Genomic DNA, 26,854 nt, shown 5'->3' on the forward strand with positions numbered 1-26,854 from the left:
TAGGGCCCTACCGACGCACGGTCGCGGGGGTGCTCGGCGGTCTGGTCGGGCTCGTCGCCCTCAGCGTGATCGCGGGCCTGCTGGCGGTCGCTCCGATCACGCCGGTGCTCGCGCTCTCGGGGCACGCGGCCAGCCGGGCGGTGTCGCTCTTCGACGGCATGCCGAGCTACCTCGCCATCGACCGGCTCATGCTGCCGACCACGATCTACGCCCGCGATCCACAGAGCGGGAAGGACGTGGAGCTGACCTCGTTCTACGACCAGAACCGCGTTCCGGTCCGCTTCGACGAGGTCGCACCCGTCATGTACGACGCGATCCTGGCGTCGGAGGATCCCAGGTTCTACGAGCACGGCGGCATCGATCTGATCGGCACCACCCGCGCGCTGATCAGGAACGCCCAGGGCGGCAGCATCCAGGGCGGATCATCGATCAGCCAGCAGTACGTCAAGAACGTCCTCGTGCAGCGGTGCGAGCGCGACGCGGTCGCCACCGACCGGCAGACCCGCGACGAGGTGCTGCGGACGTGCTGGCTCGACGCCACGCGGGCCAGCGGAGTCGAGGGCTACGAGCGCAAGCTCCAGGAGATCCGCTACGCCGTCCAGCTCGAGCAGGAGTACTCCAAGAACGACATCCTGCTCGGCTACCTCAACATCGCGAACTTCGGCGGCACGACGTACGGCATCGAGGCCGCGGCCCGCTACTACTTCAGCACCACGGCGGCGCGGCTCCCGCTCGGTCAGGCGGCGACCCTCGCCGGCATCGTGCAGAACCCGAACACGTTCCGCATCGACCGGCCGGGGGGCTCGATCATCGGGTCCGACGGCACCACCTACAACAAGGCCGCCGACGGCGCGATCGCCGACGTCACCCCCGGCACGCTCGCGGGCTTGGACTCGCTGCTGGCGGCGGGGACGATCACGCCGGAGCAGCACCTCGCGGCCGGTGACGCCTACAGCGCGACCAAGGGGCGGCAGCTCTACGTGCTCGACCGGATGCGCGAGGACGGCCGCATCACCGACGAGCAGTACGTCGCCGCCGCGATCGAGCCGATCGCGCCCGCGGTCCAGCCCGCACTCACCGGGTGCGCGGCGACGTCGGCGCCCTTCTTCTGCCAGTACGTCGTCAACACGCTGCGCTTCGACCCCGACTATGCGGAGGCGTTCGGCGAGACGGCGCTGCAGCGCCAGCAGTCGCTCACCCGCGAAGGGCTCCACATCTACACGACGCTGGACTGGCAGCTGCAGAACGCGTCTCAGGACGCGATGCGCCGGTACGCGCCGGAGGCGGTGCCGGGCATGGCGTTCGGCGCCGCGTCGGTCAGCATCGACGCGCCCTCCGGCCGGATCCTCGCTATCAGCCAGAACAACCGGTTCACCGAGGACGCGGACCTGGCCGCGACCGATCCGGTCTACACATCCCTCGTGTACGCCGGTGACGCGGTGCACGGCGTCTCGGACGGCTTCCCGACCGGGTCGACGTTCAAGCTCTTCACCCTCGTCGACTGGCTCGAGCAGGGCCACTCGCTGTTCGAGCCCGTCAACGGCACGCTGCGCGCGATCCCGCGCCTCCGGGACCGCTGCGAAGGCACCTGGATCAACCGCGAGAACCACGTCGTGCGCAACTTCGGCGGCGTGCGCGGCTACACCGGGACCCCGATGCAGTTCACGGCGCAGTCGCTGAACAGCGGCTTCCTCGGCATGGCCGAGAAGCTCGACCTCTGCGACATCGAGCAGGTCGCCGCACGGATGGGCGTCACCCGCGGCACCGGCGACCCGGTGGATCTCGACGGCGCCGCGTCGATCATCGGGACCAACAACATCGCGCCGGTCGCACTGGCGGGCGCCTTCGCCACGGTGGCCAACAACGGCGTCTACTGCGTCCCGCGGGTCATCGAACGGGTGGTCAACGCCGAGGGCACCGAGCTGCCCGTGCCCGGCGACCGCTGCTCGCAGGCCATCAGCCCGGAGGTGGCGGCGGCGACGGCGTTCGCGCTGCAGGGCGTGATGGTGCCCGGCGGGACCGGTTCGGGCGGAAACCCCAACGACGGCACGCCACTGCTGGGCAAGACGGGCACGCACGAGCAGATCCAGACGTGGCTCGTCGAGTCCAGCACCCGCGTCACGACCGCGGTATGGGTCGGCAACGCGATCGGGGAGGGCGACGTGTTCCGGGTGTGGCACGACGGACGCCCGCTGTCGCAGGCCCGCCTGCCCCTCGCGCGCGACATCCAGGCCACCGCGAATCAGCTGTATCCGGGTGCCGGCTTCGCCCCGCCGCCCGGGCACCTGATCGGACGGCCGCCGGCGCGGGGCGGGGGCGGGGACGACTGACCGCGGACGGTCACGCGCCGATCCGGCCGAGGACGCCGGCGGCGCCTGGGAGCCGGCGGCTCACCGCGCGTGGAGCCGCACGCTCCAGGACGTGCGCTCGCGCGGGACGCGATACCGCGCCGGCAGCGCGGGACCCACGGATGCCGAGCCGAGGCCCTGCTGCGCGTGATCGATGTTGAGCCACACCCGTCCCGAGTCCACGAGCTGGTGCGGCTTGTCCGCGCGCTGCAGTGCGTGCGAGTCCCAGCGGCGGGCGGTGAAGTCGAACTGCGGCCGTCCGGTCACCACGAGCGACGGCATCCCGTCCCCGCCGATCTCGAGCCAGCGGGTCTGCACGTGGTTGCCGTTCTCCTGCGGCACGGGGTACGGCACCTGCAGGTCGTCGATGCTGCGGGAGTGACGGCCGACGCGCGAGCCCTCGAACGAATCCGCGTAGGTCTCACCCGGCCCCCTCCCGAACCACGTCGCGCGCTGCGCCTCGGGGGGCAGAGCGAACAGGAGCCCCAGCCGCGGCACCGGGATGTCGCGGTGCATGTAGGGGGTGTCCGCCCACGGACCGACGAAGTCGACGTCGGCCGTGAGCACCAGGGCGTCGCCCTCCGCTGCCCACGTCATCGTCCATTCGACGCCGTGCGGGTGCGTGCGCGGCGCCGTGCGCCCCCGCACCTGCAGTCGGCCGTCGGCGGCGACGACCTCGTCCACGCGGTGCAGCAGCCGGTGCAGCTGCGTCTTGCGCCACACCGCGGCCAGGTTGTTGAGCTCGCCCTGGCCATGGTCGTTCTCGGTCGGCGCGCGATGCAGGTCGAGGACCGGGCCGTCGATGTCGAGGTCGCCGAGCCGCGTCAGCCGCCCCGTCGTCGCGTCGAAGACGCCGGCCCCGACCTCGACCAGCCCCGCGGTCGCGCGGGAGGGACCACGCCGGGGACGGTCGGCGGCGGCAGCGGTCGACGCCGAATCGGCGTGATCGGTCGACGCCGGGCCGGCGTGGGGCTCCTCCGCGTCGAGCACCCGCTGACCCCACGCGACGACGTGGCCCGCCGGCGCCCACAGCTCGTCTGCGGCGAGCGCGGCCTCGACCGTCAGGACGACGTCGGCGACGGATGCCCCGCCCGCCGCCGCGCTCCGCTCCGGCGGTCGGAGCGCGCGGTCTGAGGCATCCGGAATCGCGATCTCGACGGCCTCGCCGGCCGCCACGAACGGGACGGGCAGCTCCCCCGTCGCGGCGACGACGCCGTCGTTCTCGACGCTCCAGCGGAAGACGAGGTCCGAGGTGTCGACCGCGTGACGCCGGTTGAGGAGGCTCACCGAGCGCTCCCCCACCCGGATCTCGACGGGTTCGTGGGCCTTGGCCAGCTCGACGAGGCCCGGCGTGGGCGTGCGGTCGCTGAACACCAGCCCGTGCAGGCTGAAGCGGCCGCCTCGCGGCTCGTAGTCCACGTCGTCCCCGTGCATCACGAACGGGATGCCGTCACCGGTCGTCGCGTGGAACCCGTGGTCGATCCACTCCCACACGAACGCGCCGCACAGGCGGTCGTGCGCACGGATGATCCGCCAGTAGTCCTGCAGCGAGCCGGGTCCGTTCCCCATCGCGTGCGCGTACTCGACGAGGAGGAACGGCAGCCTCCGGCGCCGCGCCTCGTCCGCCTCCGTGACGCCGTCGGGGAGCGGGGACGCCGCACCTTGCTCCCCCAGCACCATCCCGTGCATGCTGAGCCGTCCGCCTCGCGGCTCCTCGCGCCGCCCGATCTGCTCGAGAAGCTCCAGCGACGGGTACATCAGCGAGTAGAAGTCCGAGTCGCGGTAGCTCGGGTCCCGCTCGTACAGCACCGGACGCGACGGATCCCGCTCGTCGAGCCAGCGCCGCATGTCGGCGAAGGCGGCGCCGGTCATGCTCTCGTTCGCCAGCGACCACACCACCACGCTGGGACGGTTCTTGTCGCGCTCGACGGTCCGCCGGAGGCGGTCCATGAGCGCCTCACGCCACTCGGGGAGCGCGGGCGGGTTGCGGGCCCACCCCTCGTAGATGAAGCCGTGCGTCTCGAGGTCGACCTCGACGACGACCCACAGCCCGTATTCGTCGCACAGCCGGAGGAACTCCGGGTGCGGCGGGTAGTGGCTGGTGCGGACCGCGTCGATGTTCGCCCGCTTCATCATGACGATGTCCTGGACCATCGCATCGCGGTCCAGCGCCCGGCCGGTGACGGGGTGATGCTCGTGCCGGTTCACGCCGCGGAAGGTCACCGGACGCCCGTTGGCGGTGAGGACGCCGTCGACGATCTCGACGCGCCGGAAACCGATGGCGAGCCCGACCGTCTCGCCGGCCGAGCGAAGCGTGCCGCGATACAGCCGGGGGCGGTCCGCGCTCCACGGCTCGACGGCGACGGTCGCGGTCTCACCGGCCGGCATGCGGATGCCGAGCTCGGGGATCTCGACCACCGCCGCGGTCGTGGCATCCACCCGCAGCGTGCCGAGGCCTGTCGACGCGTCGTAGTCGGCGTGCACGAAGTGGTCGTCGATCGCGTCATCGGGACGAGAGAGGAGCTCGACGTCGCGGAAGATGCCGGGCAGCCACCACATGTCCTGGTCTTCCAGGTACGTGCCCGCCGACCACCGATGGACCCGCACGCACAGCACGTTGCGTCCCGCGCGCACCGGCGCCTCGAACTCGAACGGCAGACGGCTGCCGGTCGACCACCCCAGCTCCCGGCCGTTGAGCCACACCTTCGCGCACGAATCCACGCCCTGGAACCGCAGCACCGCGCGGCCGAAGTCCTCGGGCACGTCGAACGTCACGCGGTAGTCGCCCGTCGGGTTCTCGGCCGGCATGAGCGGCGGATCGAGCGGGATGGGATAGGCCGTGTTCGTGTAGAGCGGTCCCTCCTCGGTGCCGAGCATGCGACGGGCGGGTCCGCCCGCGAGCGGCGTGAACTCCTCGAGCACCCAGTGGGCGGGAACCCGCATGCCGTCCCAGGCCGAGTCGTCGAAGTCCGTGTCGAGGAAGGCGTCGCCGGTGCCCTCGGCCGTGGGCGAGAGCCGGAAGCGCCACGTCCCGTTCAGGCGGAGCACGCGCGCGTCGGTCAGGGCATCGGCGCGGGGCCGGCGCCTGCCCGACCCGGGTGCCGTACTCTCCCAGTACCGCTCCCCGACGTCGGCACCCGTCGCCGCGTCGTGACCGCCGGAGACGGCCGTCGAAGATCCGCTATTCTGCATGTGCATCGGAGCTTGCATATCCATTCTTTCATGAATGTGATTGCAGTCTAGTCCAGCAAGGAGTTCCCATGGCAAGGACGGCGGCCCCGTCGACGCTTCCGCGCGCCCATGTGCCCGACGCCGTCATACGCGCCGTGACGGATGCCTCACGCATCCGCCGGCGCGCCATCGACCGCGTCGCGTACGCGAGCGACGCCTCGCACTTCCTCCTCACACCGCAGGCCGTCCTCATCGCCGCCGACGCCGCCGAGGTGGGCGCCGTCATGCGCGCGGCGAGCGCGAGCGGCTCGCGGCTGACCTTCCGTTCCGGCGGCACCAGCCTCTCGGGGCAGGCCTCGACGGACGGGCTCCTCGTCGACGTGCGGCAGCGCTTCCGGCGGATCGACGTGCTCGACGACGGCCGGCGCGTGCGGGTGCAGCCGGGCGCCACGGTGCGCCAGGTCAACGCGCGCCTCGCGCGCCACGGCCACCGGCTCGGGCCCGACCCGGCCAGCGAGCTGGCGTGCACGATCGGCGGGGTGGTCAACAACAACTCCAGCGGCATGGCGTGCGGCATCACCGAGAACACCTACCGCACGCTCGACTCCCTCGTCTTCGTCCTGCCTTCGGGAACGGTGGTCGACTCCGCCGCCCCCGACGCCGACACCGCGCTGCGCGCGGCGGAGCCCGCGCTCGTCGACGGGCTGCTCCGGCTGCGGGAGCGCGTGGTGTCGAACCCGCGCTCGGTCGAGATCATCCGCAGGCAGTTCGCGATGAAGAACACGATGGGATACGGCGTCAACGCCTTCCTCGACTTCGAGACCCCCGCGCAGCTGCTCGCCCACCTCGTCGTGGGCAGCGAGGGGACGCTCGCGTTCGTCGCCGAGGCGACGTACCGCACGGTGCCGCTGCGCCCGCAGATCGCGACGGCCCTGACCGTGTTCCCCGATCTCGACGCGGCCACGCGCGCCCTCCCCGACCTCGTCGCCACCGGGGCCGTGACCCTCGAGCTGATGGATGCCACCTCCCTGCGCGTCGGCCAGTCGCTCGCGGGTGCCCCCCGGCAGATCCAGGGACTCTCCGTCCGCGACCAGGCCGCACTGCTGATCGAGTATCAGGCGGATGACGGCGAGGAGCTCGCCGACCTCGTCGCCCGCGGCGGGCGGGCGCTCGCGGCGCAGCCGCTCGAGGCCGCGGCCGCCTTCTCGTCCGACGCCGCGGAGCGCGCGGCCGCGTGGAAGCTCCGGAAGGGGCTGTACGCGTCGGTGGCGGGCGCCCGCCCGAGCGGGACCACGGCACTCCTGGAGGACGTGGTGGTGCCCGTCGAGCGCCTCGCCGCCGCATGCGAGAGCCTGCAGACGCTCTTCGACCGCTACGACTACCGCGACAGCGTCATCTTCGGGCACGCGAAGGACGGCAACATCCACTTCCTCCTCACCGACCGCTTCGAGTCGTCCGAGCAGCTGTCGCGTTACACCGCCTTCACCGAGGACATGGTCGACCTCGTGCTCGAGGCGGGCGGCAACCTCAAGGCAGAGCACGGCACCGGGCGCGTGATGGCGCCGTACGTGCGGCGTCAGTACGGCGACGAGCTGTACGAGGTCATGCGCGAGCTGAAGCGGCTGTGCGACCCGGCCGGCATCCTCAACCCGGGTGTCATCATCGACGACGACCCCGACGCGCACCTGCGGAACATCAAGCTGGCCGATCCGATCGAGCCCGAGGCCGATCGCTGCGTCGAGTGCGGCTACTGCGAGCCGGTGTGTCCGAGCAAGGACCTGACGCTCACCCCGCGCCAGCGGATCGTCACGCGGCGAGCGATCGCCCGAGCCGAGGCATCCGGCGACGACGCCCTCGTGCGGGAGCTGGAACGCGACTACGACTACGCGGGGGTCGACACCTGCGCGGTGGACGGCATGTGCCAGACTGCGTGCCCCGTGCTCATCAACACGGGATCGCTCGTCAAGCGGCTGCGGCGGGAGAACGCCGGGCGCGTCGCGAGCACGGCATGGTCGGGCGCCGCCCGCTCATGGGGCGCAGCCACGCGGGCCGCGAGCGCGGGCCTGACCCTCGCGGACAGGCTCCCCGGCGGACTGGTCACCGCGGCCACCGACGTCGCGCGCGCTGTGCTCGGCGCCGACGCCGTTCCGCGGTACACCGACGACCTGCCGCCGGGCGGCTCGCCCCGCTCCCGGCTCGGGTCCTCGATCGGCGCGCCGGACGCGGCCCCGGTCGCGGTCTTCCTCCCGGCCTGCGTCAACACCATGTTCGGGCCGGCCGGGGACGGCATCGGCGTGACCGAGGCCTTCCGTCGCCTCGCGGAACGCGCCGGCGTGCGGCTGGTGGTGCCCGACCGCGTCGACGCGCTGTGCTGCAGCACCCCGTGGACCTCGAAGGGCTACGCCGGCGGTCGCGCGATGATCGCCGAGCGCGTGGTGACGGAGCTCGCTGCGACCTCCCGGGACGGCGAGCTGACGATCGTGACGGATGCCTCCAGCTGCACCGAGGGCTTCGTGCACCTGCTCGCCGACGCGGGCGTCGCGGGCGTCGTGGAGGACGCCGTGTCGTTCACCGAGCGGGTGCTGCTCCCGCGCCTGGGCCCGGTGACGCCGCGGGTCGGGACGCTGGCGCTTCATCCGACCTGCTCCTCGGCGCAGCTCGGCCTCGACCCGGCGCTGCTCCGGGTGGCGGAGGCCGTGGCCGCCGAGGTCGTCGTCCCCGACGCATGGGGTTGCTGCGGCTTCGCCGGCGACCGCGGGATGCTGCATCCCGAGCTCACCGCGTCGGCCACCGCCGCCGAGGCCGCCGAGGTGCGCGCGCTGGACGCGGACGCGCACGCGTCGTGCAACCGCACGTGCGAGCTGGGCCTCACGCGCGCGACCGGAGCGGACTACCGGCACGTGCTCGAGCTGCTCGAGGAGGTCACCCGCCCGACGGCGGGATGACGAGGCGAACCTAGCCCGCCGTCGACTCCCGGACCACGAGCTCGGGCTGGAAGCGCACTGTGCGCTCGTGCGCACCGCCGGCATCCTCCTGCTCCTTCAGGAGCAGGTCCACCGCGGTGTAGCCGATCAGGTGGGCGGGCTGGCGCACCGAGCTCAACGGCACGACCGTGGCCGAGGCGAAGTCGATGTCGTCGTAGCCGATGAGGGCGATGTCGCGCGGCACCTGGAGGTCGGACATCAGCGAGAAGGCCTGCAGCGCGCCCACGGCGAGCAGATCGTTGGCGGCGAAGACCGCGTCGGGGCGCTCCCCGGCCGGCCGCGCGCGGAGAAGCTCGCCCGCCTCGCGCCCCTGCAGCACCGTCAGCGCCGACATCTCGACCACTTCCAGCGTCGCGCCCTCGACCTCGGCGATGGCACGGCGGGCGCCCTCGAGGCGGTCGGCGACCTGACGGATGGTGAGGGGACCGGCGATGTACGCGACGCGTCGCCGTCCGGTCGACAGCAGGTGCGAGACGGCGAGGTAGCCCCCCTCGACGTCGTCCACCGACACCGAGGCGAACCCGCGCTCGGCATCCTCGTGGTCGACGAGCACGACGGGGACGCCGCCGCTGCGGAGCCGGTCGAGGCGGTCGAGGTCACCGTGCACCGGCGTCAGGAGCACGCCGTTGACCCGCTGCTCGCGGAACAGCTCGAGATAGGCGTCCTCGCGGTCGGGGCGCTCGTCGCTGTTGCCCAGCAGCACGCTCATGCCGGACTCCGCCGCGCGGTCCTCGGCGCCGCGGGCCACCTCGGCGAAGAACGGGTTGCCCGCATCGAGCACGATGAGCGCGATGCTGCGGCTGCGTCCCGCCCGCAGCTGGCGTGCGGCGTCGTTGCGCACGAAGCCCAGTTCCTCGATCGCCTGCGTCACCCGCTCGACGGTCGACGGCGAGACCTTCTCGGGACGGTTGAGCACATTCGAGACCGTTCCGACGGAGACGGATGCCGCAGCCGCGACATCGCGCACGCTCACCACCATGGATCCCCCAGTGCTTCCTCTTGCTGTCCGCGAGTGTAGGGCACCGACGCGCAGCGGCGCCCGAGGGGCCGCCGCGACGCCGTGCGCGGCGCCGGACGGCTCCCCCGGGCAGACGCCGGGTCAGGCATCCGCGTGCGCCTTCTCGCGCTGAGCCGACAGCGCGGCGAGGCGCTCGGCGATCTCCTGCTGCGTCTCGGGACCGGCGTGCATGAACAGCGCCTCTCCGAGCTCCCGCCGCGAGGACCACCGCGTGTGGGTCCGGAACGCGTGCGCCTTCTCGGGGTCCACCGCCTCCAGCACGCCGCCGACCGCCTCGTACGCCTCGAGGTCGTCGATGACGGCGGCGAGCGTCGAGTCCAGACCGATGCGGGATGCCGGCGCGGCGGGCGCGGCATCCGTCATCTCCCACTCGTGGGTGCCCGCACCCACCTCCAGTCGCCGGCCGTCGGGCAGGACGACAGCGGCCGTCGTGTTCGGCGGCACGACAGCCTCGACGCGCAGGACGCCGTCGCCACGCGTCCACCCGGCCCGCGCGGTCCCGTACGGCGTGAGGTGCTCGGCCCAGGCGTGGTCGAACTCCGCGAGCGGCTGCGGCTCGATGCGGATCCGCGCATAGCCGGGCGCGTCCGGCGCGAGCCCTGCGACCACCCGGTGCAGCCAGTCGCCGATCGCGCCGAGCGCGTAGTGGTTGAACGACGTCATCTCGCCCGGGTTGATGGAGCCGTCCGGCAGCATCGAGTCCCAGCGCTCCCAGATCGTCGTGGCGCCCATCGTCACCGGGTACAGCCACGAGGGGTTCTCGGTCTGCACCAGCAGGCGTCGCGCCGTCTCGAGGTGGCCGGTGCGGGTGAGCGCGTCCTGGATGATGGGCGTGCCGACGAACCCGGTGCCGATGCGGTAGCCCGAGAGCCGCGTGAGCTCGGCGAGCCGCTCGCCCAGCTGCGCGTGCTGCTCGGGCGGGGCGATCTCGAAGACGATCGCCATCGCGTACGCGGTCTGGGCGTCCGACATCATGCGTCCGGCCGGCGTCACGTACTCGGCGAGGAACGCCGCGCGCACCTCCTCGGCGACCCGGGCGTAGTCACGCGCCTCCTCATCCCTCCCGAGCAGTGCCGCCGCGCGGGCGACGGCGTCCGCGGACCGGAAGAGGTAGGCCGAGGCGACGATGTCGGCGTCGGTCTTCGCGTTGGCGGGCAGGTGCGGCGGAGCATCGGGGTCGAGCCAGTCGCCGAACTGGAACATCCCCTCCCACAGGCGCCGGGGCCCGGCGAGATCGATGAGCACGTCCGCCCAGCCCTTCATGCTGGAGTACTGGCGCTCGACGGTCGCGACATCGGCGTAGCGCTCGTGGAGCACCCACGGCACGATGGTGGCGGCATCCCCCCACGCGGCGGCGGGACGCGCGGCGCCGAGCGCGTTGGGCACGACGAACGGCACGACGCCGTCGACCTGCTCCAGCGCGAGGTCGCGCAGCCACGAGTCGAGGAAGCCGCGCACGTCGTAGAGGAACGACGCGGTCGGGGCGAACACCTGGATGTCGCCCGTCCAGCCCAGGCGCTCGTCGCGCTGCGGGCAGTCGGTCGGCAGGTACAGGAAGTTGCCGCGCAGGCCCCAGACGATGTTCTCGTGGAGCTGGTTGACGAGGGGGTGGGATGCCTCGAACCAGCCGGTGCGCTCCATGTCGCTGTGGATCACCACGGCCGTCACCGCGGACGGGTCGAAGTCGCCCGGCCAGCCGTCGACCTCGGCGTAGCGGAACCCGTGGAAGGTGAACTCGGGCTCCCACTCCTCCACGCCGGAGCCTGCCAGCGTGTAGTGGTCGGTGGCCGCCGCCGCGCGCAGCGGGCGCGTGCCCAGCTCGCCGTGCTCGAGCACTTCGGCGTGGCGCAGCGTGATCTCGGTGCCCGCCGGTCCCTCGACCCGGATGCGGAGGCGTCCGACGAGGTTCTGCCCGAAGTCCAGCACCGTCCTGCCGCTGGGCGTCGTGATCACCTCCTGCACCGTCAGCTCGTCGAGCCGGCGCACGAACGGCGACACCCGCGCCTCCGGCGTGCGGATCGCCTCGAGCTCTGCGGCCGGACTCCACGCGGACGCGTCGTAGCCGGGCTGCGCGAAGCCGCGGCCGTCGGCGTCGACGAGCGCGCGGCGTGCGTCGTGGTCCTCCCCGGCATACAGGCCGCTCGCCGTGATGGGCCCTGTCGACGCCTGCCACGAGGCATCCGTCGTCACCCACTCGGACGACCCGTCCGCGTACTCGATGAGCAGCTGACCGGCGAAGCGGGGCTGCTCGGCGTAGAGCGGCCGGGCGTTCTCGCGGAAGCCGTAGCGCTCGGTCGCCCACGCGCCCGCGAGCCGCACGCCGATCGCGTTGCGCCCCTCGGCGAGGAGCGCCGTGACGTCGGTCGTCTCGTGGATGGTGCGGTGCTGGTACGGCGTCCAGCCGGGCTTCATCACCTGGTCGTCGACGTCGGTCCCGTCGATCGCCACCTGGTACACCCCGACGGCCGTCGCGTACAGGGTCGCGCGGGCGACGGGTCCGGTGACGTCGAACTCGGCGCGCAGGCAGACCGGCTGCGCCGTCTGCGACGGGGAGGCCAGCCCGATCGCCGTCGCCTGCCACTCGCCCTCGCCGAGGAAGCCGGCGAACACGCGCCGCGGCGCGCTCCACGGGCCCGTCACGCCGTCCTCGCCGGTGACCCGCACGCGGAGCGTCGCCTCCTCGCGCGGCGCGAGCGGGGCGAACGGCCACGCCACGCGCGTGGACATACGTCCCTCGATGCGGTGCTGCGACGCCTCGGCACCGCGGGTGATCTCGACGTCGGCCGACGCCTGGAGCCAGCCTGGGGCGTCGGTGTCGGTGCGCCAGCCGATCTCGGGCGCGGGCGACGCGACGACGTCGCTGCGGTACGGCGCGTCGATGACGATGTGGGGAACGGGGCTGCTCATGGCACTCCTCGGGGTTGTCGGCAGTGGGGCGGGGTCGGTGTGGGAGGTGTCAGGCGGGCACGACGGCGACCGGATGCGCGATCGCCGGGGCCGTGACGCGGATGCGGTGGATGCCGTGGCCGAGCTCGGCCGGCGCCGGGGCGTCGTCCACCGTCGCGGTCGACGCGGCCGTGACCGGAAGGTCCAGCAGGGCGCGGGAGCCGAACGGCACCTCGAGGGTCGCCTCGAAGACGTCGCCCTCGACGCGCCATCGGATGGCGAGGCGCCCCTGCGGCGTCTCGATCGACGCCGCAGCCCGGTCGAGACCGTCGGCCGGCCGCGGCGCGACGTGCACCGTGCGGTAGCCCGGGTCGTCGGCGTCGGGCGCGAGGCCGGCGACCGTGCGGTACACCCAGTCGATCATCGCGCCGTACGCGTAGTGGTTGAACGAGAGCATGCCGGTGTCCGCCTCCGACGCGTCCTCGGTGGGCAGGGCGTCCATCGCGCCGGAGTGGATGCTGCCGTCGGGCAGGATCGCATCCCACCGCTCCCACACCGTCGTCGCGCCGCGATCGACCTGGTAGAGCCACGACGGCGCCTCGCGGCGGAGGACCATGGTGTACGCCTCGTCGAGGTGCCCGCTGTGCGAGAGCGCGAACAGCACCAGCGGCGTCCCGAGGAAGCCGGTCGCGATGCGGCCGTGCTCGCGGCGGACGTTCTCGGCGAGCCCCGCGGCGATCTCGGGGCGACGCGCGGCCGGCGCGAGGCGGAACTCGAGGGCGATCGCGGCCCCGCTCTGGGTGAGGACGGCGTCCTCGCCCCAGCGCTCGAACGTCGCCGCGGCGACGCGGTCGGCCAGCTCGTCGTACCGGGCGGCACCGTCCTCGTCGCCGAGGATCCGCTCGGCGCGCGCGAGCAGGCGGGCGGAGCGGGCGTAGAACGCGTTCGAGACGAAGTCGCTCGACACCTTCGCCTCCCACGGCCGGTCCCCGGGCGCGTCCGGATCGAGCCAGTCGCCGAACTGGAAGTCGCCGGGCGCCAGCACGACGTCGTCGCCGGCCCGCCGGCGCAGGTGCTCGACCCATCGGCGCATGCTGTCGCGCTGGCGCTCGAGCACCTCGGTCGAGCCGTACGACTCGTACACCGCGAACGGCACGATGGTGGCGGCATCCGCCCATCCGGCCCGTCCCATGTTGGGCGTCTGCACGCCGCCCATCAGCATGTCCTGCGGGCGGATGATGTCGGGGACGACGGCGGGCACGCCACCGTCGTCGGTCTGATCGATCTCGAGGTCGCGCAGCCACGAGAGCCAGAACGCCTGGGTGTCCAGCAGCGTGCTCGCCGTCGCCGCGAACGCCTGGGCGTCCCCGGTCCAGCCGAGCCGTTCGTCGCGCTGCGGGCAGTCGGTGGGCACCGAGACGAAGTTGTCCCGCTGCGACCAGTACACGTTCGAGTGGAACCGGTCGAGGGCCTCGTGCGAGCACTGGAACGAGCTGCGCACGGCGAGGTCGCTCGAGATCGCGACGGCGGTCGCCGAGACGACCTCCGCGCCCTCGACGTCGGCGTAGCGGAACCCGTGGAACGTGAACGCCGGCTCGAGCACCTGCTCGCCGTCGCGGTCGAGCGTGTAGACGTCGGCGGCCTTGGCCGACCGCAGCGCCTTCAGGTGCAGGTCCCCCGAAGGCTCGAGCACCTCGGCGTGACGCACGGTCACGACGTCGCCGGCGCGGCCGCGCACCACCAGCCGGACCCAGCCGGAGATGTTCTGCCCGCCGTCCAGCCGCGCGCGGCCGTCGTGCCCGGCGACCGACATCGGCAGCTCGGCGACGGTGCGCACGGGCGGCGCCGAGCGAGGCTCGAACCGGCCGGGGTCGATCTCGACGACGGATGCCGCCACCCAGCCGTCGCCCCGGTAGCCCGGCTCGTGCATGCGGGGGTCGTGGCGGCGCAGGTCGGTCACGGTGCCGTCGTAGATGCTCGCGCTGCGCAGCGCGCCGAAACCGGCCCGCCACGAGGCATCCGTCTTCGCGACGATCGCACCGTCGGCCTCGAGCTGGGCGAGCGCGCCGGTGCGGTCGCCGTAGATCGCCTGCCGCCGCGCGAAGCCGAAGCTGCCGCGGTACCAGCCGTCGGCGACGGCGAGGACGATCACGTTGACGCCCTCGTGCAGCAGCCCGGTGACATCCAACGTGTCGACGAGGATGCGCTCCTGGTAGGACGTCCACCCCGGCGTGAGGTGGGCGTCGGTCGCGCGCACGCCGTTGATCCAGGCGTCGACGAGGCCGAGGGCGCTCAGGCGCAGCCGCGCCGCCGACGGGACGCGCTCGAGCGCGAACTCCGTGCGCAGCAGCGGGACGGGGCCGTCCGCCGGGCCGTCGGCGCCGATGACGGATGCCTCCAGATCGGGGCCGTCCACGCCCGCCTCGACGACGAGCGGCTCGCTCCAGTCTGACCAGCCGTTGGTCGTCGCCAGGCGCACCGCGAAGGCCGCGCGCTCCCCGGGCGCGAGTTCGCCGGCCACGTGCACGCCCACGGTCCGCGCATCGGCCACCGGCTCCGCGGCGGCGAGCCCGGCACCCTCCCGGCCCTGCGAGAGCTGATATCCGAGGATGCGGGCGCGGGGGTCGTCGGTCTCGGCGCGCCAGCTGAGGCGCAGGCCGCGGCGGGGAACCCCGTGCAGGGCGTCACCGTGCTGGGTGCGGAGGCCGACCACGCGGGTCGCAGCGTCGAGCGCGTCGGCGGGGGGAAGAGCCGTCATGGCCGGATCCTTTCGGCGGGCGGCAGCGTCGCGGCCCGCGGGACCATCGTGAAACGATTCAGGGTTGGATGTCAACCAAAGTGTAGACCGTTACACGATCGTGACTGAACGTTTCAAACCCGCTGTTGACCCCGGCGCGGATGGGCCGTAGCTTACGAGAGTTGAATGGTTTCAATGTCGGATGGCATGGGACTCCATCCGACGAAGCACCAGGGAATCCGGCAGCGTGGGCGGATCATCCGCTCGGCTTTACAAGGAGGTAAAGATGAAGAGCTCCCCGACCAGGAGAGTGCTCGTCGCAGGCGCGGGCATCGTGGCACTGGCCGTTCCGTTGGCGGCGTGCAGCGCCGGTGGCGGCGGATCCGAGGACGGCACGGTCGAGATCACGTACCTGACGCAGAACGCCGAGGCGAACGTCGCCGCGGCCGAGGCGCTCATCGAGGCGTTCGAGGAGGAGAACCCCGACATCTCGGTGCGCCTCGAGACGCAGCCGGCGGGCACCGAGGGCGACAACCTGATGAAGACGAAGCTCGCCACCGGCGAGATGGAGGACGTCTTCCACTACAACTCGGGCTCGCTGTTCCAGGCGCTCAACCCCGACCAGAACCTCGTGCCGCTCGACGACCAGGACTGGACCGGCGACCTCATCGACACGATGACCGCCGTGGTCTCCACCGACAACGGCGTCTACGGCGCGCCGTGGGGCGCCACCCAGGCCGGCGCCGTGGTCTACAACAAGGCGATCTACGCCGACCTCGGCCTCGAGGTGCCCACGACGTGGGACGAGTTCGCCGCGAACAACGAGGCGATCAAGGCGGCCGGCATCGCCCCCGTCATCCAGACCTACGGCGACACCTGGACGAGCCAGCTCTTCGTGCTCGGCGACTTCGGCAACGTCCTCGCACAGGACCCCGACTGGGCCGAGGAGTACACCGCGGGCAACCGCAAGTACGTCGACGAGCCGGGCATCCAGGGCTTCGCGAACCAGCAGGCCGGCTTCGACGCCGGATGGTGGAACGAGGACTTCGGGTCGGCATTGTTCGACGACGGCGCCCGCATGGTCGCCACCGGCGAGGGCGCGCACTACCCGATCCTCACCGGCATCGTCTCGACGATCTCGCAGAACAACCCCGACGAGCTCGAGGACGTCGGCGTCTTCCCGCTGCCCGCCCAGGACGCGGCCGACACCAAGCTCACGGTGTGGCTGCCGAACGCGATCTACATCCCGAAGACGACCGAGGGCGACAAGCTCGAGGCGGCGAAGAAGTTCGTCGCGTTCACCCAGACCGAGGCCGGCTGCGAGGTGCAGAACACCGCGATGGTGCCCAGCGGACCCTACGCGAACGCCTGCGAGCTTCCCGGCGACGTGCCCGGGCTGCTGAAGGACATGCAGGTCTACTTCGACGAGGGCAACACCAACCCGGCGCTGGAGTTCCTGTCGCCCATCAAGGGACCGAACCTCGAGAACATCACGGTCCAGGTGGGCTCGGGCATCAGCACGGCCGAGGACGGCGCCGCCCTGTACGACGAGGATGTCGTCAAGCAGGCGCAGCAGCTCGGCCTCGAAGGCTGGTGAGCCGGCAGCGGATCTGAACAGCATCCGATTCGGGGGTCGCGTCGTCCGCGGCGCGGCCCCCTCCCCACATCAATGGAGATGACATGACGACGCTCGCACCCGCCCCACCGCAGACCGCCGCTCCCCCGCCACGCAGACGGCGGACGATCGGGAGCATGTACCCGCTCTGGTTCTACGTGCCGGCCGGGATCCTCTTCATCGTCCTGTTCGCCGTCCCGACGTTCGCGTCCTTCTACTTCAGCCTCACCCGCTGGTCGCTGTTCGACGTCGAGTTCATCGGGTTCGACAACTTCGTGACGTTCTTCACGGAGCCGATGCTCTACCAGAGCCTCATCAACACGTTCATCTACGGCTTCATCACGTCCGGGCTCAAGGTGGTCCTCGGGCTCGCACTGGCCCTGCTGCTGACCGGCTCGATCCTCGGGCGCGGCTACCTCCGGGCGACGATCTTCTTCCCCGTGCTGGTCTCGACGATCGGCGTCGGCATCACGTTCAAGGTGCTCATGGACCCGTTCGACGGGCTCATCAACGAGACCCTCGCGATCTTCGGCATCCAGGGTCCCGCCTGGCTCACCGACCCGTCCCTCGCGCTCTACTCCGTCGCGCTGGTGGATGTCTGGCAGGGCGTCGGCATCGCCACCCTCATCTACATCGCGGGCATCGTCGCGATCCCGCAGGAGTACTTCGAGGCCGCCCGCGTGGACGGCGCCGGCGCCTGGAAGGTGTTCCGCAACATCACACTCCCCCTCGTCACCCCGGCGACCGGCACCGTCGTGCTGCTGTCCCTCATCGGCGGGCTCCGCTCGTTCGAGCTCATCTGGGCGATGACCAGGGGCGGTCCCGGGTTCTCGAGCGACGTCATCGCGTCGGTCATCTACAAGCAGTACCAGGCGGGCTTCTACGGCCTGTCGACGGCGGGCAACGTGGTGCTCTTCGTCATCGTCACGGCCATCGTCGTGCCGATCTTCTGGGCCATCAACCGTCGGCAGGTGGAATCATGACCGTCACGCGCACCATCACGACCGCGGACTCGCGCTCTGCGCGCCGACTGCCCCGCGAGGACCGCCGCCCGCTGACGCTGCGCAAGTTCCTCCGCAAGTACGTCGTCGGCGTCATCGCGATCATCCTGTCGATCATCGTCTTCATCGTGCCGTTCGCGTTCATCTTCCTGACCGCGGCGAAGAACCCCCAGGAGGCGTCGCTCTTCGAGTTCACGCTGCCGCAGGAGGGCTGGTACCTGTGGGAGAACTTCCTCACGGTGCTGCAGACGCGGGACTACATCATCCTGCGCGCGTTCTGGAACAGCACGGTGCTGACCGTCGTGAGCGTGGCGATCATGGTGATCTTCTCGGCCGCCGTCGGGTACGTGCTGCAGCGCCGCAAGTCGCGGTGGAACGGCATCGTCTACTTCTTCGTGTTCGCGGGCCTCATCGTCCCGCCCGCCGTGGTGCCCACCATCTGGGTGCTGCAGGGGATCGGCCTGTTCAAGACCATGCCCGGAATGATCCTCATCGAGGCGGCCTTCGGCCTGTCGTTCTGCATCCTGCTGTTCCGCGCCTTCGTCGCGACGATCCCGCGCGAGCTGGACGAGGCGGCGATCATCGACGGCGCAGGACCCATGCGGCTGTTCTTCTCGGTCGTGATGCCGCTGCTGAAGCCGGTCATGGTGACGATCATCGTGGTGCAGGCGGTGCGCGTGTTCAACGACTTCACCGGACCGCTGTACTTCCTGCCCGGCGACGCGAACGCGACGGTCCAGCTGACGCTCTACAACTTCCAGAGCCAGAACCTCAGCCAGTGGAACCTGCTGTTCATGGACATCCTGCTCATCACCATCCCGCCGCTGATCATGTACATCTTCTTCAACCGGCAGATCGTCGCAGGCTTGACCAGCGGAGCGGTCAAGGGGTGATGCGGCGTGGTGTCACCAGAACTCCGCGGGCACGGTCCCGCGGAGCCAGGCGAGTTCGTTGTCGCGGATGAAGGTCGACAGCGTCTCGTCGGGGGTGAGGTCGCCCGCCAGCCACTCATCGAGGATGCGGAGCAGCTCGCGGCCGGAGTCCGTGTCGGGATCGTCCACGACACGGCTCCACGCCTCGACGAAGCCGTCGGGCGTGTCGACGGTCAGCATCAGCTTCGAGACGTACTTCGGTCCGGGCAGCATCACGTGGTTCGCCGCGAGCGCCGCCCGCGCCGCAGCCAGGGCGAGATGCAGTCCGGCGTGGCGGCGGAGGAATCCGTCGTCACGCTCGACCGCCTGGCGCAGGAAGTAGCCGCCGTAGAGGCGCGCCTGCGCCACGTGGGAGCGGATGCGCTCCTCCCAGACGTCGTCGGGGAGCACCGGGATGCGGGCGACCGTGTCGGCCAGCCCGTCCAGCTCGCTCCACGCCACGCGCGCGCCGACGAAGGACGCGCGCGTGGGGTCGTCGGCCCGCTCGATCGCCGTCTGGAGGTACGTCGGGCTGACGAGCTTGATGTCGATGTACGAGCCGGGATAGTCCAGATCCCGTCGCTCGACCCAGGCGTACCGGCCGCGCGCGGTCTCGGCGGCGAAGCGCTCGTCGTCCACCACCAGGTACACGTCGACGTCGGAGTCCTCGCGCTCCCGGCCCCGGGCCACCGAGCCGACGAGCACCACGCCGAGCACGCCCGGCTCGTCGCGTACCGAATCCACGTAGGCGGCGAGCGCCCGCTCCTGCTGCTCCACTCGTGCTCCTTCGCATCGAATCCCTCCCCACGCTATCGACACATCCGGCGTCCTCGCGTAGCATGCGACGGGAAGCGCTTTCCCAGTTGCGGAAAACGTTTCGGACGTTTATCGTTGAAACGATTCATACCGCGGGCGATCCCATCGAGGGGATCGGCCGACCGCAGAGGAGCCCCACACTCATGACGAGCCCGACCGCGACGAAGCGCGTCTGCTTCCAGCTGCAGGTGCGACCGGAGCTGCTGGACGAGTACATCGCCCGGCACACGCCGGTGTGGCCCGAGATGCTCGAGGAGATCGCGGCGGCCGGCCGGCGCAACTACTCACTGTTCCTCGGCGAGGGCGGCCGGCTCATCGGCTACTACGAGACCGATGACGACGAGGCCGCCCAGGCCTACCTGGCGCAGTCCGAGGTGGCCGCGCGGTGGGAGGCCGAGATGGGCCGCTTCTTCACGGGCCTCGACGGACGCCCCGACCAGTCGGCGACGCCCCTCACCGAGGTCTTCAACCTGCACGACCAGCTCACCGCCGCCCGGGGTGCGGCGAGCGAGAGGCTCCAGACGGACCCCGCCCACGAAGAAGGCACCGCATCATGACGACGACGCTGTCACCTGACATCCTGTCCGCGCTCGAAGGCCAGGCCATCGAGCTGCCCAGCTGGGCGTTCGGCAACTCCGGCACGCGGTTCCGCGTGTTCACGACGCCCGGGACGCCCCGCGACCCGTACGAGAAGATCGCCGACGCCGCCCAGGTCAACGCCTACACCAAGCTCGCGCCGAGCGTCGCCCTGCACATCCCGTGGGACAAGGTCGACGACTACGCCGACCTGCGCCGCCACGCCGAGGACCTCGGCGTGAGCCTCGGCACGATCAACTCGAACACCTTCCAGGACGAGGACTACAAGTTCGGGGCGCTCACGCACCACGACGACCGCATCCGCCGGAAGGCGATCGACCACCACCTCGAGTGCATCGACATCATGAACGAGACGGGGTCGCGGGACCTCAAGATCTGGCTCGCCGAAGGCTCGAACTACCCGGGCCAGGGTGACATGCGCGCCCGCCAGGACCGCCTGCAGGACTCGCTGCAGCAGATCTACGACCGCCTGTCGGACGAGCAGCGCCTGGTGCTCGAGTACAAGTTCTTCGAGCCGGCGTTCTATCACACCGACGTTCCGGACTGGGGCACCTCCTACGCACAGGTCGCAAGCCTCGGCGACAAGGCGATGGTCTGCCTCGACACCGGCCACCACGCGCCCGGGACGAACATCGAGTTCATCGTGATGCAGCTGCTGCGCCTCGGCAAGCTCGGCTCGTTCGACTTCAACTCGCGCTTCTACGCCGACGACGACCTCATCGTGGGCGCCGCCGACCCGTTCCAGCTGTTCCGCATCATCTTCGAGGTGGTGCGCGGCGGCGGCCTGAACAACCCCGACGTGGCCTTCATGCTCGACCAGTGCCACAACGTCGAGGACAAGATCCCCGGCCAGATCCGCTCGGTGCTCAACGTCCAGGAGATGACGGCGCGCGCCCTCCTCGTCGACCGCGACGCCCTCGCCGCGGCGCAGCAGGCGAACGACGTCCTCGCGGCCAACGCCGTGTTCATGGACGCGTTCTACACCGACGTGCGGCCGGCGCTCGCCCAGTGGCGCGAGTCGCGCGGGCTCGCCGCCGACCCGATGGCCGCGTACGCGACATCCGGCTACCAGCAGCAGATCGCCGCGGACCGCGTCGGCGGCACGCAGGCGGGCTGGGGAGCCTGACCGCGCCAGACCCACCGGGGGCGTGGGATGCCGATCCCCGCGCCCCCGGTGCACCACCCGATCCCGGCGCCGACGCCGGGAGCAGATCCCGAAGGATGCAGATGAGCGAGCCCTACTCCGCCGCCGATGGACTCGTGCGCGTATACCCGGCGCGCGAGCCGAACGGCTCCGGCCTGGTGTGGGCGCACGGCGGCGGATTCGCCTTCGGCGACCTCGACATGCCCGAGTCCGACTGGGTCGCGCGCAGTCTCGCCGCGCGCGGCACCACCGTGGTGTCGGTGGACTACCGACTGGCTCCGGTGCCCGAGGGGTGGCGGCCCACTGAGCCCGCGCGCCCGGGGCACCACTACCCCGCGGGCTCCGACGACATGCTCGCGGCCTGGTCGTGGGTCGTCCAGACCGCCGACCGGCTGCGCATCGCACGCGACCGCATCGCGATCGGCGGCACGAGCGCCGGCGGCAACCTCGCGGCGGGGGCGACGCTGCGCCTCATCGAGCGGCGGGCGCAGGCGATGCCCGCCCTGGTGCTGCTGGCGTACCCGACCCTGCTGGCCGTGCAGCCCGCGCCGGATGCGGCTCTGCGCGCGGCGCTCGATGCCCGTCCGGACGCCGACCGGTTCGGCCCCGACGCCGTCGTCGGCATGTACGAGAACTACCTCGGCGGCCCGGTCGACCGCGCGCCGCTGGGCGCGATCCCCGGCCTCGCCCGACCCGTCGACCTGGCGCAGTTCCCGCCGACGCTGATGGTCAACGGCGACGTCGACGAGCTCCGCGTGTCGGGTGAGGCGTTCGCCGCGTCACTGCGCGCCGCCGGACGCCCCGTCGACGTCGTCACCGAGCTCGGCACCGAGCACGGCCACCTCAACCGGCCGCATGAGCCGGCGGCTTCCGTCACGATCGACCGCTTCGCCGCCCGCCTCGCCGCCCTCCCGGCAGGCGCCCCCGCCTCCACCCCCTCCGTTCAGCCGTCGCAGGCGCACGCCGAATCAGCCCCGAGCCGGGCATAGCCGACGAACGAACCCCCGAACCGCACGCGCAGAAGGAACCGCATCATGACCAACCAGGCCGTCACCGACCTCATCACCCGGTCCAATCGCCTCGGCGCCGACCCGAAGAACACCAACTACGCCGGCGGCAACACGTCGGCCAAGGGCACCGAGACCGATCCGGTCACCGGCGAGCCCGTCGAGCTGCTGTGGGTCAAGGGCTCCGGCGGCGACCTCGGCACGCTGAAGGAGTCGGGCCTGGCGGTGCTGCGTCTGGACCGCATGCGCGCACTGGTCGACGTCTATCCCGGTGTCGACCGCGAGGACGAGATGGTCGCCGCGTTCGACTACTGCCTGCACGGCAAGGGCGGCGCCGCGCCCTCGATCGACACCGCCATGCACGGCCTCGTCGACGCCGCGCACGTGGACCACCTGCACCCCGACTCCGGCATCGCGATCGCGACCGCGGCCGACGGCGAGCAGCTCACCGCCGAGATCTTCGGCGACAAGGTCGTGTGGGTGCCGTGGCGTCGCCCGGGCTTCCAGCTGGGCCTGGACATCGCCGACATCAAGGCGAAGAACCCGCAGGCGATCGGCACGATCCTCGGCGGCCACGGCATCACCGCGTGGGGCGACACGTCCGACGAGGCCGAGCAGAACTCGCTGTGGATCATCGAGACCGCCGCGGCCTACATCGCGAGCAACGGCAAGGCCGACCCCTTCGGCGGCGTTCGCGCGGGCTTCGAGGCACTCCCCGAGACCGAGCGCCGCGCCAAGGCCGCCGCGCTGGCGCCGACCATCCGCGGCCTGGCGTCGACCGACAAGCCGATGGTGGGCCACTTCACCGACTCCGACGTCGTGCTGGACTTCCTCGCCTCCGAGCGCGCGCCCGAGCTGGCGGCGCTCGGCACCAGCTGCCCCGACCACTTCCTGCGCACCAAGGTCAAGCCGCTCATCCTCGACCTGCCGGCCGACGCGAGCGTGGAGGACTCCATCGCGCGCCTGCAGGAGCTGCACGAGGCCTACCGCGCCGACTACCAGGCGTACTACGACGCACACGCCACCGCCGAGTCCCCCGCGATCCGCGGCGCCGACCCGCTCATCGTGCTGGTGCCCGGCGTCGGCATGTTCTCGTACGGCGCCAACAAGCAGACCGCCCGCGTCGCCGGCGAGTTCTACGTCAACGCGATCAACGTCATGCGCGGCGCCGAGGCGCTGTCGACGTACTCCCCGATCTCGGACGCCGAGAAGTTCCGCATCGAGTACTGGGCGCTCGAAGAGGCGAAGCTGCAGCGGATGCCCAAGCCCAAGACGCACCAGGGCCGCATCGCGCTCGTCACGGGCGCGGCATCCGGCATCGGCAAGGCCATCGCGACCCGCCTCGCCGCCGAGGGCGCGTGCGTCGTGATCGCCGACCTCGACCTCGGGAAGGCGCAGGCCGCCGCGGCCGAGCTCGGCAACGCGGATGTCGCCATCGGCGTGGCCGCGAACGTCGCCGACGCCGATGCGATCCAGGCCGCCTTCGATGCCGCCGTGCTCGCGTTCGGCGGCGTCGACCTCGTCGTCAACAACGCCGGGCTGTCGCTGTCGAAGCCGCTGCTGGAGACCACCGAGAAGGACTGGGACCTGCAGCACGACGTGATGGCCAAGGGCTCGTTCCTGGTGTCGAAGGCTGCGGCGAAGATCCTCATCGAGCAGAAGCTCGGCGGCGACGTGATCTACATCTCGTCGAAGAACTCCGTCTTCGCGGGCCCCAACAACATCGCGTACTCCGCGACCAAGGCCGACCAGGCCCACCAGGTGCGCCTGCTCGCGGTCGAGCTCGGCGAGCACGGCGTGCGCGTGAACGGCATCAACCCCGACGGCGTCGTGCGCGGCTCGGGCATCTTCGCCTCCGGCTGGGGCGCCAACCGCGCCGCGACCTACGGCGTGAAGGAAGAGGACCTCGGCCAGTTCTACGCCAACCGCACGATCCTCAAGCGCGAGGTCGTGCCCGAGAACGTCGCCGACGCCGTCTACGTGCTGACCGGTCCCGAGCTCTCGCGCACCACAGGTCTGCACATCCCGGTCGACTCCGGCGTGGCCGCCGCGTTCCTCCGATGACCGCCGCGAGGGCGCGCCGAGATGCCGCGATCTCGTCGACCGACCACGCTGTCGGCGCCGAGGACGTGGTCGCTCGCCGAGGACGGGCGATCTCGACGGCCGACGGCGTTCCTGCGAGCCGGAGCCCGCGGTGACCGGCGGGGTGGTCGCGGCCGTCGACCTCGGCGCGACGAGCGGTCGCGTCATGCTCGGGCACGTGGAGGACGGGATGCTGCGCCTCGAGCAGGTCGCCCGCTTCCCGAACGGTCCCGTGCCCGGCCCCGACGGCGGGCTGCACTGGGACTTCACGGCGCTGTACCGCCACATCCTCGACGGGCTCGCCGAGGCGTTCCGGCGCGAGCCGGGCATCGCCAGCATCGGCATCGACTCGTGGGCGGTCGACTACGGGCTCGTGCACGGCGGGGAGCTGCTCGGCGAGCCGTTCCACTACCGCGACGAGCGCACCGCCCGCGGGGTCGAGCTCGTCCACCGCGAGGCGCCGTTCGACGAGCTCTACCGCCGCAACGGCCTGCAGTTCCTCCCCTTCAACACGCTGTACCAGTACGCCGTCGAGCCCGCGCTGGCCGACGCCGAGGCCTCGCTGCTCATCCCGGACCTCGTCGCGTTCCTCCTCACCGGGACCCGCGTGGCCGAGCGCACGAACGCCTCGACCACCGGGCTGGTCGACGTCCGCACCGGCGGGTGGGACGTCGAGCTGGCTGGACGCCTGGGGATCCCGGCATCCGTCCTGCCCCCTCTCGTCGACCCCGGCGCGGTGCTGGGCACCCTCCACGGTGAGGCGCGCCAGCGCGTCGGCGCACCCCTCGAGGTCATCGCGGTGGGCTCGCACGACACCGCCTCTGCGGTGGTCGCCGTGCCGCTCAGCACGCCCGATGCGGCCTACATCTCGTGCGGCACGTGGGGCCTGGTCGGCGTGGAGCTCGACGAGCCGGTGGTGAGCGACGCCGCACGCGAGGCGAACTTCACCAACGAGGGCGGCGTGGACGGGCGCGTGCGCTTCCTCCACAACGTCACCGGGCTGTGGCTGCTCAGCGAGGCCGTGCGCACGTGGGAGGCCGAGGACGGCGCCGCGATCGACCTTCCTGCTCTCCTGGCTGACGCGGCGGACGTGACGGGCGGCATCCCGCTGTTCGACGCGAACGACCCCCGCCTGTCGGCTCCGGGCGACATGCCGGCCCGGATCGCCGCGGTCATCGCCGAGACGGGCGCTGCGGTGCCCGAGACGCGCGAGGCGTTCGCCCGATCGATCGTCGAGAGCATCGCCCAGGCGTTCGCCGACGCGGTCGCCACCGCGGCGCGGCTCACCGGGCGCGACATCGACGTGATCCACATCGTCGGCGGCGGTGCGCTCAACCGGCTGCTCTGCCAGGCGACCGCGGATCGGTCCGGACTGCCGGTGCTCGCCGGTCCCGTCGAGGCCACGGCGCTCGGCAATGTGCTGGTGCAGGCCCGCGCCCACGGGTGGTTCGGTCCCGGCGCGACACTGGAGGACCTGCGGCAGGTGGTCGCGGCATCCGTCTCGCCCGAACGCTACGAGCCGCGCCGATGACCGGCTACGGCGCCGCGTTCGACTGGGCGCGACGGCATGTCGAGGCAGGCCGCCTGCCGTCCGCCGTGCTGGGTGTCGCCACCGCCGACGGGGTCGTCGCGCTCGATGCGTTCGGGGCGACGAACGGCCGCACGGCGCGCACCGGCGACCCGTACTGGCTCTTCTCGATCACCAAGGTGCTCACCGGGCTCACGGCAGCCCGCGCCGTCGAGCGCGGCTTCCTCACCACCGAGACGCCGCTGGCCGCCGCCCTTCCCGGGTTCGGCGCGGGGCGGGACGACGTCGTGCGCCTGCGTCACCTCGTGAGCCACACCTCGGGGATCCGCGAGCCCAGCCTCGACCCCGCCGAGGGCCTGCGTGCCGCCCTCCTCGCCCCGGGCCGCGACTTCGCCGCGGGCACCGCCTCGCGCTACTCCACCGTCGCGTTCGACGGCATCGCCGAGCTCGTCCGCCACACCGCGGAATGGGAGTGGGATGCCGACGTCACGGCGTGGGCCGCGACCATCGGCGCCCACGGACTCACCCTCGACCCGGCCGCCGACCCGCACACCGTGGTCGACGCGTCGCGGCTGGGGCTCGACATGCGCGGGTTCGCACGTCACCGCAACCCCGGCGCCGGCTTCATCGGGACGGCCGAGGACCTGCTGGCGCTCGGCTCGGCCCTCCTGCGCATCCGCCGGGGCGAGACGGGCGGCATCGTGCAGCCGGCGACGCTCGACATGATGCTGCGTCCGCTCACCGGCGGCATCCCCCGGCTGGAGCCGTATCCCGCCGAGCGCGGCCAGGACTGGGGCTTCACCTGGAACCTGCGCACCCGCGCCCCCGGCCTCATCGACCGCGACGTCTTCGGCCACGGCGGCTGGGCGGGCACCGAGTTCTGGGTGCATCCGTCGGCGGGCGTCGCGTTCGTGCTGCTGACGAACCAGGCCGAGCGCCCGGGCGTCGACCTCGACGAGCTCGACAACGCGGTGATCGCCGGGGTCTGAGCCGCGGCCTGCCCGGACCA

At 71.8% G+C, this 26,854-nt stretch carries 16 protein-coding genes; 11 read left to right on the plus strand and 5 right to left on the minus strand.

Features of this window, described 5'->3' with window-relative positions:
- The first annotated feature begins 29 nt into the window (after positions 1-29).
- Entirely contained in the window at positions 30-2,330 is a 2,301-nt protein-coding gene (locus ACFRAL_RS11455) for a transglycosylase domain-containing protein (protein WP_378882918.1), read from the plus strand.
- Between the two features lie 60 nt (positions 2,331-2,390).
- Here the strand turns inward: ACFRAL_RS11455 and ACFRAL_RS11460 are convergent, their stop codons facing one another.
- On the minus strand, positions 2,391-5,546 hold the full coding sequence (locus ACFRAL_RS11460) for a glycoside hydrolase family 2 TIM barrel-domain containing protein (RefSeq protein ID WP_378882920.1): 3,156 nt from the start codon (positions 5,544-5,546) through the stop codon (positions 2,391-2,393).
- A 62-nt stretch (positions 5,547-5,608) separates the two neighbouring features.
- Between ACFRAL_RS11460 and ACFRAL_RS11465 the strand changes: the two genes are divergently transcribed.
- Positions 5,609-8,464: an FAD-binding and (Fe-S)-binding domain-containing protein gene (locus ACFRAL_RS11465; protein ID WP_378882923.1), complete on the plus strand. Its 2,856-nt coding sequence runs from the start codon at positions 5,609-5,611 to the stop codon at positions 8,462-8,464.
- A 10-nt stretch (positions 8,465-8,474) separates the two neighbouring features.
- Here the strand turns inward: ACFRAL_RS11465 and ACFRAL_RS11470 are convergent, their stop codons facing one another.
- The 3 genes from ACFRAL_RS11470 to ACFRAL_RS11480 form a co-directional block, all read right to left on the minus strand.
- Complete coding sequence (locus ACFRAL_RS11470; protein ID WP_378882926.1) at positions 8,475-9,482, minus strand: LacI family DNA-binding transcriptional regulator; 1,008 nt, start codon at positions 9,480-9,482, stop codon at positions 8,475-8,477.
- 120 nt (positions 9,483-9,602) lie between these two features.
- Positions 9,603-12,428, minus strand: a complete 2,826-nt coding sequence (locus tag ACFRAL_RS11475) for a family 78 glycoside hydrolase catalytic domain (RefSeq protein WP_378882929.1) — start codon at positions 12,426-12,428, stop codon at positions 9,603-9,605.
- 49 nt (positions 12,429-12,477) lie between these two features.
- On the minus strand, positions 12,478-15,165 hold the full coding sequence (locus ACFRAL_RS11480; RefSeq protein ID WP_378882931.1) for a family 78 glycoside hydrolase catalytic domain: 2,688 nt from the start codon (positions 15,163-15,165) through the stop codon (positions 12,478-12,480).
- Positions 15,166-15,430: 265 nt separating this feature from the next.
- On the opposite strand from ACFRAL_RS11480, the gene ACFRAL_RS11485 reads away from it, so the two are divergent.
- From ACFRAL_RS11485 to ACFRAL_RS11495, 3 genes are all read left to right on the plus strand, one after another.
- Positions 15,431-16,741 carry an ABC transporter substrate-binding protein gene (locus ACFRAL_RS11485; protein ID WP_336394472.1) on the plus strand — a complete coding sequence of 437 codons (1,311 nt, stop codon included), beginning with the start codon at positions 15,431-15,433 and terminating at the stop codon, positions 16,739-16,741.
- 83 nt (positions 16,742-16,824) lie between these two features.
- The gene (locus ACFRAL_RS11490) at positions 16,825-17,742 is read left to right on the plus strand and encodes a sugar ABC transporter permease (RefSeq protein WP_336394471.1); all 918 of its coding nucleotides are present in this window, start codon (positions 16,825-16,827) and stop codon (positions 17,740-17,742) included.
- On the plus strand, positions 17,739-18,653 hold the full coding sequence (locus tag ACFRAL_RS11495; protein WP_336394470.1) for a carbohydrate ABC transporter permease: 915 nt from the start codon (positions 17,739-17,741) through the stop codon (positions 18,651-18,653). The genes ACFRAL_RS11490 and ACFRAL_RS11495 overlap by 4 nt, the downstream gene beginning before the upstream one ends.
- 12 nt (positions 18,654-18,665) lie before the next feature.
- Here the strand turns inward: ACFRAL_RS11495 and ACFRAL_RS11500 are convergent, their stop codons facing one another.
- The gene (locus ACFRAL_RS11500) at positions 18,666-19,448 is read right to left on the minus strand and encodes a nucleotidyltransferase domain-containing protein (RefSeq protein ID WP_378882936.1); all 783 of its coding nucleotides are present in this window, start codon (positions 19,446-19,448) and stop codon (positions 18,666-18,668) included.
- Positions 19,449-19,630: 182 nt separating this feature from the next.
- On the opposite strand from ACFRAL_RS11500, the gene ACFRAL_RS11505 reads away from it, so the two are divergent.
- From ACFRAL_RS11505 to ACFRAL_RS11530, 6 genes are all read left to right on the plus strand, one after another.
- On the plus strand, positions 19,631-20,044 hold the full coding sequence (locus ACFRAL_RS11505) for an L-rhamnose mutarotase (protein WP_336394468.1): 414 nt from the start codon (positions 19,631-19,633) through the stop codon (positions 20,042-20,044).
- Entirely contained in the window at positions 20,041-21,210 is a 1,170-nt protein-coding gene (gene rhaI / locus ACFRAL_RS11510) for an L-rhamnose isomerase (RefSeq protein ID WP_378882939.1), read from the plus strand. The genes ACFRAL_RS11505 and rhaI overlap by 4 nt, the downstream gene beginning before the upstream one ends.
- Positions 21,211-21,311: 101 nt before the next feature.
- Positions 21,312-22,217: an alpha/beta hydrolase fold domain-containing protein gene (locus tag ACFRAL_RS11515; RefSeq protein WP_378882942.1), complete on the plus strand. Its 906-nt coding sequence runs from the start codon at positions 21,312-21,314 to the stop codon at positions 22,215-22,217.
- Between the two features lie 45 nt (positions 22,218-22,262).
- Positions 22,263-24,299, plus strand: coding sequence for a bifunctional aldolase/short-chain dehydrogenase (locus tag ACFRAL_RS11520; protein ID WP_336394465.1), 2,037 nt, complete (start codon positions 22,263-22,265; stop codon positions 24,297-24,299).
- Positions 24,300-24,483: 184 nt separating this feature from the next.
- The gene (locus ACFRAL_RS11525; protein WP_378883328.1) at positions 24,484-25,848 is read left to right on the plus strand and encodes a rhamnulokinase family protein; all 1,365 of its coding nucleotides are present in this window, start codon (positions 24,484-24,486) and stop codon (positions 25,846-25,848) included.
- Positions 25,845-26,834 carry a serine hydrolase domain-containing protein gene (locus ACFRAL_RS11530; RefSeq protein WP_378882945.1) on the plus strand — a complete coding sequence of 330 codons (990 nt, stop codon included), beginning with the start codon at positions 25,845-25,847 and terminating at the stop codon, positions 26,832-26,834. The genes ACFRAL_RS11525 and ACFRAL_RS11530 overlap by 4 nt, the downstream gene beginning before the upstream one ends.
- Positions 26,835-26,854: the final 20 nt, after the last annotated feature.

Origin of the sequence: Microbacterium sp. NPDC056736 (genome assembly GCF_042790415.1) — a bacterium.
Taxonomy (GTDB): domain Bacteria; phylum Actinomycetota; class Actinomycetes; order Actinomycetales; family Microbacteriaceae; genus Microbacterium.

Excerpts from the sequence above, each read along its gene's own strand:
- ACFRAL_RS11460 (WP_378882920.1), bottom strand. The coding sequence starts at position 5,546 with ATGCACATGCAGAATAGCGGATCTTCGACGGCCGTCTCCGGCGGTCAC.
- ACFRAL_RS11465 (WP_378882923.1), top strand. The coding sequence starts at position 5,609 with ATGGCAAGGACGGCGGCCCCGTCGACGCTTCCGCGCGCCCATGTGCCC.
- ACFRAL_RS11470 (WP_378882926.1), bottom strand. The coding sequence starts at position 9,482 with ATGGTGGTGAGCGTGCGCGATGTCGCGGCTGCGGCATCCGTCTCCGTC.
- ACFRAL_RS11475 (WP_378882929.1), bottom strand. The coding sequence starts at position 12,428 with ATGAGCAGCCCCGTTCCCCACATCGTCATCGACGCGCCGTACCGCAGC.
- ACFRAL_RS11480 (WP_378882931.1), bottom strand. The coding sequence starts at position 15,165 with ATGACGGCTCTTCCCCCCGCCGACGCGCTCGACGCTGCGACCCGCGTG.
- ACFRAL_RS11485 (WP_336394472.1), top strand. The coding sequence starts at position 15,431 with ATGAAGAGCTCCCCGACCAGGAGAGTGCTCGTCGCAGGCGCGGGCATC.
- ACFRAL_RS11490 (WP_336394471.1), top strand. The coding sequence starts at position 16,825 with ATGACGACGCTCGCACCCGCCCCACCGCAGACCGCCGCTCCCCCGCCA.
- ACFRAL_RS11495 (WP_336394470.1), top strand. The coding sequence starts at position 17,739 with ATGACCGTCACGCGCACCATCACGACCGCGGACTCGCGCTCTGCGCGC.
- ACFRAL_RS11505 (WP_336394468.1), top strand. The coding sequence starts at position 19,631 with ATGACGAGCCCGACCGCGACGAAGCGCGTCTGCTTCCAGCTGCAGGTG.
- rhaI (WP_378882939.1), top strand. The coding sequence starts at position 20,041 with ATGACGACGACGCTGTCACCTGACATCCTGTCCGCGCTCGAAGGCCAG.
- ACFRAL_RS11515 (WP_378882942.1), top strand. The coding sequence starts at position 21,312 with ATGAGCGAGCCCTACTCCGCCGCCGATGGACTCGTGCGCGTATACCCG.
- ACFRAL_RS11520 (WP_336394465.1), top strand. The coding sequence starts at position 22,263 with ATGACCAACCAGGCCGTCACCGACCTCATCACCCGGTCCAATCGCCTC.
- ACFRAL_RS11525 (WP_378883328.1), top strand. The coding sequence starts at position 24,484 with ATGCTCGGGCACGTGGAGGACGGGATGCTGCGCCTCGAGCAGGTCGCC.
- ACFRAL_RS11530 (WP_378882945.1), top strand. The coding sequence starts at position 25,845 with ATGACCGGCTACGGCGCCGCGTTCGACTGGGCGCGACGGCATGTCGAG.